Here is a 6,536-nt window from a genome sequence, read left to right as displayed (position 1 = left end):
CGCCCGCATCGCGGCGCGCGGTCCGGGCAGCTCAGCGGCGTCGCGTTCAATGTCGGGATGGCCGTTGCCATCCTGGGTTCGGCGCTGCTGGCCCAGTACGCGCCGCATCCGCTGCGCACCCCCTATGTCGTGATCACCGTCGTCTGCCTGGCGATCGGCGTCGGCGTGCTCGCCCTGCGCGAACCGCACTCCGCACGGGTGGCCGGACGCATACGGATCGCGAAACCCGCGGTCCCGCAGGAGATCCGCGCCGACTTCTGGTTCTCGGCCATCGGCGTGATGGCGGCCTGGTCGGTGCTGGGCGTGCTGCTGTCGCTGTACCCCTCGCTGGCCGCGCAGCAGACCGGCATCCACAATCTGGTCTTCGGCGGCGCCGTCGTCGCTTCCACGGCGCTGTCGGGCGCCACCGCGCAACTGTTCGCCACCGGCGTGCCGGCCCGACGGGCCGCGATCCTCGGCGACACCGGTATGGCGCTGGCCCTGCTGCTGACCGTCCCCGCCCTGGCCACGCACCACTGGATCGCGGTGCTGGCCGCGGGTGTCGCCCTCGGAGCGACCTTCGGACTCGGTTTCGGCGGTTCGCTGCGGCACCTGTCGGAGGTGGTGCCGCAGCACAAGCGCGGCGAGACGATGTCCGCGTACTACCTGCTGGCCTACTCGGCGATGGCGCTGCCCACCATCCTGGCCGGGTGGGCCGCCACCACGTGGGGGCTGAGCGCCGTGTTCCCCTGGTTCGTCGGTGTGGTCGCGCTGGCGTGCCTGATCGCGGCCGGTCTGGGCCTGCGCCGCAACCGGACGGCATGAGCGGCGATTGGCTTTTTGCCGCGCGTGTCCGCTAATGTTCTGTGTCGCAACACGGACGCCGTGAAGCGAGTGCGGATGTAGCGCAGCTGGTAGCGCATCACCTTGCCAAGGTGAGGGTCGCGGGTTCGAATCCCGTCATCCGCTCCACGAAATCTTCCGGCCGTATCGGCCGGACTCCTCCTGAACGATTCACTCCGGAACCGGTTCACCTCGCTGTGCGATCACTGAGCGGTGGGTTCGCGGCGCGAAGTTGCCTCTCGACCGGGATGTGATCGCGTCGCCGGCTCTTCGGTTACTCGCATGATCCGCTGTGCGTAGATTACCTCTGTCAGGGTCTTGCATCGGTTTCTGGATGATGCTATAAGAAATCTGTCTGAATTGACATAGGTTATCTCGACTACCGAGCCGAACGGCGTGCGTTGGAGGTGGCGACCATGTTGATGCGTACCGACCCGTTCCGTGATCTGGACCGGTTCAGCCAACAGGTGCTCGGCACCTCGGCGCGCCCCGCGGTCATGCCGATCGATGCTTGGCGCGAAGGCGAGCAGTTCGTGGTCGAACTCGATCTGCCCGGTATCGATCCGGGCTCGTTGGACCTGGACATCGAACGCAACGTGCTCACTGTGCGCGCGGAGCGTCCGGCGCTGGATTCCGGTCGGGAAGTGATCGCGGCCGAGCGGTCCCGTGGCGTGTTCAGCCGCCAGGTGTTCCTCGGTGACGGACTCGACGCCGAGCACATCAGCGCCGACTACACCGACGGCGTGCTGCGCTTGCGGATCCCGGTCGCGGAGCGGGCGAAGCCCCGGAAGATCCAGGTCGCCCGCGGGGACGGCCACAAGGTGATCGACGCCTGACCGCCCATCGACTCGGCACGTTCCGGTATCCACCGGCTCCCACCGACCCGTGCCCCGAGCGAGTCACCGCGTTGGGGTTCTCCCGTGATCAGTCACCGCACGTGGCCGGCGTACCCGGTCACCCGCGAACACGGTCCTTCGCACGGGCACAGCAGAGCACCCGCAGACACGACCGATGAAAGGCAGGTGATGCCCGGACCGATCCAAACGTCACGTCACTCTCTTCCGACGCGGGCCCGGCAACGACGTCCGGGCCCGCGGCTCCGTATCCGCGACGGCCTGAAATGAGGAAGGACAACCGTGAACACCTCGACGATTCCCGCCGGTAGCACCGCCGACCGCCTCGAACAGCAGTTGCCTGCCGACCGCCGCGAGCACGCCGGAATCGACTCCACAGCCCTCACACCGCTGGCCGAACGTATCCGGGACGCCTTCGACCACGCCGACGGAGTCGACCGATTCGAACAAGCCGTCCATACCCCGCTGCCCGACGACGAATACCCGCTCGCCTATTGATTTTCCGCGACTGATGTTTCGGCGCGGGCGACCAGGGCATCTCAGCAGGTGGCGGGCTGTCGCGGTGCGGCCCGATCGGCTACTGCGCTACTCGATCCAGTCGTCCGCGACGAACGGAGCCAGCAGTGAAGATCGCCATGGTGTCCGACCACGCCAGCCCGCTCGCCGAACTCGGCGGTGTCGACGCCGGTGGCCAGAACGTCCACGTGGCCGAACTGTCGGCCGCGATGGCACGGCACGGGCACGACGTGACGGTCTACACCAGACACGACGGCTCCCACGCCGAGCGCGAAGTCATGACCGGCGCTGGGTACCGAGTCGTCCACGTCCCGGCCGGTCCGCCGCACCCGGTGCCCAAAGACGAGATCGTCCCGTTCCTGGGCGAGTTCTGCGCCTTCCTGCGCGACTGCTGGACCCGTGAGCGGCCCGACCTGGTGCACGCCCATTTCTGGATGTCGGGCGTGGCGTCCGAACCGGCGGCGCGGCAGCTGGCGATCCCGCTCGTGGTGACCTTCCATGCCCTCGGCTGCGTCAAGCGGCGCTACCAGGGCACGGCGGACACCAGTCCGCCCGCGCGGATCCCGATCGAGCGGATCATCGCCCACCGCGCCGCGCATGTGGTGGCCACCTGCTCGGACGAGGTGGGTGAGCTGTCCGGGATGGGTGTGCCGCGTACCCGGATCTCGGTGGTGCCGTGCGGCGTGGATCTGGAACGCTTCACCCCGGGCGGACCCGCCGATCGGCGCGGCCGGGCGCATCGGCTGGTCTCCGTGGGACGGATGGTGCGGCGTAAGGGTTTCGACCTCGCGATCGCGGCTCTCGCCCAGCTGCCCGACACCGAGCTGATCATCGCTGGGGGCGAGTCGGGTGACGATCCGGAGATCCGCCGCCTTGCCGGTGTCGCCGCCGAGCGCGGTGTGGCCGGGCGGGTACGGCTGATCGGACACGTCCCGCACACGGCGATGCCGGGACTGCTGCGCTCGGCCGACGTGGTGCTGTGCACGCCCTGGTACGAGCCCTTCGGCATCGTGCCGCTCGAGGCCATGGCGTGTGGCAAGCCGGTGGTCGCCACCGCCGTGGGCGGCCTGCTCGACACCGTCTGCGACGGGACGACCGGACGTCTGGTCGCACCCGCCACGCCGGAGGCGGTGGCCGCGGCGGTCCGCCCGCTGCTCGACGACCCGATCCTGCGCGAGACTTGGGGGAGGGCGGGACTGCGCCGGGTCCGCCGCGGCTATTCCTGGGACCGGATCGGCGTCCGGACGCTGGGCACCTACCAAGCCATCGCCTCCGATCGTCCCGTCCGTGGCACGAGGTCTGCCGGCGTGCCGCCGGTGACGCCGGAAGGAGCGACGTGAACCGGCGAACGGCACGGAACCTCGGCGCCGTGATCACCGATGCGAATCCGGTGGCCGGTCCGTCCACCGAGAACTCTCGGCCGTGACCGCCGATCGAGCCACCGCAGGGGCGGGTGCGCGGACAGGTGTGCCGAGCAGGGACGAGCTACCGTGACGGGCGGTCCGCTCGTCGTGATCGGCGACGCGCTGCTCGACATCGATGTCGACGGCCGGGCCGACCGATGCAGCCCGGAATCGGCGGCTCCGGTCGTGGACGTCGCGAACCGGACGTTCCGGCCGGGTGGCGCCGCACTGGCGGCCAGGCTCGCCGCGACGGACCACCGGGAGGTGGTGCTCATCGCGGGTTTCGCCGCCGACGAGGCGGCCCTACGGCTGCGCCGGCTGCTGGATCGGCACGTTCGGGTCATCGCGCTGCCCCAGCGCGGTTCCACCGTCTGCAAGCAACGGGTGCGCGCGGTCGGCCCGTGGGCCGGCGCGAACGGGCACCGCAAAGCCGAGCAACTGCGGCGGCCCGTCCTGATCACCAGAGTGGATTCCGGTACCGGACGAGTCGGCGCGGACCCGCTGCCCGACGAGGCGCGGGCCGTGGTCGCGGCGGCGCACGCGGTGCTGGTCTCGGACTACGGCCGCGGCGTCGCGGCCCACCCGCAGATCCGTGCGTTGCTGCGCGCCCGTGCCGCGCACGTCCCGGTCGTCTGGGATCCCCATCCGCGTGGGCCGGTCCCGATTCCGGGCGCCGCTCTGGTCACCCCCGGCCGGGCGGAAGCGCTCGAGCGGCTGTCCGGCCTGCTCGACGAGGGACCGGAGCTGTGGAAGCTCGTCAAAGGGTGGGCCGTGGAAGCGATCGCGGTGACCCTCGGATCGGAGGGCGCTCTCGTCTGCCTGCGTGCGTCCGGCAAACGCCTGCGCATCCCGGTGCCCGCCGAGGTGAAGACGCCCGACGGATGTGACACCTCCGGCGCGGGCGACAGTTTCGCCGCCGCCGCGGCGGGGCTGCTGGGCTCGGGCAGTACACCGGAAAGCGCGGCACGCCGTGCGGTGATCGCGGCGGCCGAGTTCGTCGGCTCCGGCGCCGTCGAGATGTTCTCGGAGTCCGAATCGGTCCTCTCCGAATCGGCAACCGCGTGGGACAGCCGGTGGGCGTGAAACCATCGCTCGCCGACTCGCTTATCTGCGCGCTCGCGCCTGCGGCCGCCGCCCCGGTGCCGCGGCAGGAGGTGACCGCGCTCGCGTGTACGTGAGTTCCGTTGCGCGCGTATTCGATCGGGGTTCGAGAACCCGTCGCGCTATCGGTCGCAACGGCATCCCAGTGACCCGGTGTGCCGGAAAACAAGCTCGGCAACTGATTTCAGGCCGTCCCCAGCGTCTGGCCTGCCTGATCCGAACGCGAGTGGCATACTGAGTCGGCAAATCACCGGCTCCGACACGATGTGTCCGTGCGCCGGCCGTTGAGTCAACAGCGGATATTCCGGTCGAACGCGTGCACGGCCGTGCGCTGCCCGCAAGGGATGCGCCGGTCCTGATGCTCGCGCGGCCGCAAGCCCTTGTCCGTTGGAGAGGCATCGCATCCATGACTCAGCGCACGCGGCCGTGCACGTCCGCCACCGGCTCGCCGCCTGCCGGGCAACCCACGGTCGGCAGTTTCCGGTTCTGGTTCGCGACCCGTCGCTGGGAGTGGTCCGCCGAGGTGTACCGCATGCACGGCTATCGGCCGGGCGAGATAGAACCGACGACCCAACTGCTGCTGGCGCACAAACATCCCGACGACCGCATCCACGTGGCCGAGACGATCACTCGCGCCATCGCCCACGGCGAACCCTTCTCCAGCCGGCATCGGTTCATCGACCTGTCCGACCAGGAACACACCGTGCTCGTCGTCGCCGACCGCATTCTGGACGACACCGGCGCCCCCGTCGGCACCTCCGGCTTCTACATCGATCTCTCCGGCGCTCTGGAGGAGGCCCACCAGGCCGTGCTCGCCGCGACTTTGCCCGGCCTCTACGAGAATCGCGCGGTGATCGAGCAGGCGAAGGGGGTGCTCATGCGCATCTACCAGATCAGCGCCGAACAAGCCTTCCAGGTGCTGCGGTGGCGGTCCCAGGAGACCAACACCAAGCTGCGCGCGCTGGCGCAGCAGTTGCTCACCGAACTTCCCCTCGTGCCGCCCCCGCCGGCGGACCTGGTCGCCACGTTCGACCACATCCTGCTCACGGTTCACCAACGGATACCCCAGGAGTGATCATGCGGCGACTTCGTTTTTCGGATCGACGGATCGACCGGCTTCGTCTGCCGCACTGACACCGGTCCGCGACTATTGAAATGCTCGAAGGTGCGCGGCCTCGTGCCCGAAACCCGCCGCCGGAGGTGTGCATGTCCTGTCGGTACGGCGTGGAGACCATCCGGACGAGCGACGGGATCGTCCTGCTCACGTATGGTGAAGTGGACGCGGCAAACGCCGACGGCTGGTTCGCGGTGATGGCCGAGACCGTCCAAAATCACTGTGACGCAGAATCGTTCCCTCCTTCGGTCATCGTCGACCTCTGCGGGGTGGGTTTCCTGTCCTGCGCGGGCGTTCGCGCGGTGTTGCGGCTGGCGGAACGCGTTGCGCGAGCGGGCGTCACCGTCCGGATGACCGTGCCGGACGACGGCCCGGTGCCGCGAATCGTGGACGTGCTGGCGGTGCGGGAGAACGTGCCGATCGTCGCGTGCCGGGCGCCAGCGCCGCACGCCGTAGAGCCACCGCGCGAGCGCCGCTCATGCGGGGCCGTGCGACCGGAACACGTACTCGAGCGGACCGAAGACGGTCCGGGAAACGACGCGGTGCCCGCGCGCACGCGAATCATCGACCGCACTGCTCCGGTGGCGGATCTCAGCGACGCCGAGCCGAGATGAGCGGCGTCGACAACGACCGTTCACACCGTCGGCCGTCCACCATACGAACAAACCTGCCCGCTACCGCTTGACATTGTCGTCGGGCGGTATTCGGCGATCGTCGCTTCGTTCA

General features: G+C 69.4%; 7 protein-coding genes and 1 tRNA gene. All 8 read left to right on the top strand.

Features of this window, described 5'->3' with window-relative positions; all coding sequences use genetic code 11:
* Positions 1 to 804, top strand: an 804-nt coding sequence (locus tag ON27_RS18070; protein WP_043728349.1) for an MFS transporter, incomplete at its 5' end; no start/stop codon positions are given.
* Positions 805 to 875: 71 nt separating this feature from the next.
* Positions 876 to 951 (top strand) — tRNA-Gly (locus tag ON27_RS18065).
* Positions 952 to 1,238: 287 nt separating this feature from the next.
* On the top strand, positions 1,239 to 1,658 hold the full coding sequence (locus tag ON27_RS18060; RefSeq protein ID WP_043728370.1) for an Hsp20/alpha crystallin family protein: 420 nt from the start codon (positions 1,239 to 1,241) through the stop codon (positions 1,656 to 1,658).
* A gap of 300 nt (positions 1,659 to 1,958) precedes the next feature.
* Positions 1,959 to 2,174: an Rv3202a family protein gene (locus ON27_RS18055; RefSeq protein WP_043728348.1), complete on the top strand. Its 216-nt coding sequence runs from the start codon at positions 1,959 to 1,961 to the stop codon at positions 2,172 to 2,174.
* 125 nt (positions 2,175 to 2,299) lie between these two features.
* Positions 2,300 to 3,532 carry a glycosyltransferase gene (locus tag ON27_RS18050; protein ID WP_051046730.1) on the top strand — a complete coding sequence of 411 codons (1,233 nt, stop codon included), beginning with the start codon at positions 2,300 to 2,302 and terminating at the stop codon, positions 3,530 to 3,532.
* 150 nt (positions 3,533 to 3,682) lie between these two features.
* Positions 3,683 to 4,678: a PfkB family carbohydrate kinase gene (locus ON27_RS18045; RefSeq protein WP_051046729.1), complete on the top strand. Its 996-nt coding sequence runs from the start codon at positions 3,683 to 3,685 to the stop codon at positions 4,676 to 4,678.
* Between the two features lie 424 nt (positions 4,679 to 5,102).
* Positions 5,103 to 5,771, top strand: a complete 669-nt coding sequence (locus tag ON27_RS18040) for a PAS and ANTAR domain-containing protein (RefSeq protein ID WP_051046728.1) — start codon at positions 5,103 to 5,105, stop codon at positions 5,769 to 5,771.
* Between the two features lie 131 nt (positions 5,772 to 5,902).
* Positions 5,903 to 6,424 carry an STAS domain-containing protein gene (locus tag ON27_RS18035; RefSeq protein WP_157227224.1) on the top strand — a complete coding sequence of 174 codons (522 nt, stop codon included), beginning with the start codon at positions 5,903 to 5,905 and terminating at the stop codon, positions 6,422 to 6,424.
* The last annotated feature ends 112 nt before the right edge of the window (positions 6,425 to 6,536 follow it).

Source organism: Nocardia asiatica NBRC 100129 (assembly GCF_000308415.1).
Taxonomy (GTDB): Bacteria; Actinomycetota; Actinomycetes; order Mycobacteriales; family Mycobacteriaceae; genus Nocardia; species Nocardia asiatica.
This window is presented reverse-complemented; position numbering and strand designations above follow the sequence as displayed.

Bases quoted from the DNA above. Each gene is read 5' to 3' on its own strand.
- ON27_RS18040 (WP_051046728.1), top strand. From the start codon at position 5,103: ATGACTCAGCGCACGCGGCCGTGCACGTCCGCCACCGGCTCGCCGCCT.
- ON27_RS18035 (WP_157227224.1), top strand. From the start codon at position 5,903: ATGTCCTGTCGGTACGGCGTGGAGACCATCCGGACGAGCGACGGGATC.
- ON27_RS18060 (WP_043728370.1), top strand. From the start codon at position 1,239: ATGTTGATGCGTACCGACCCGTTCCGTGATCTGGACCGGTTCAGCCAA.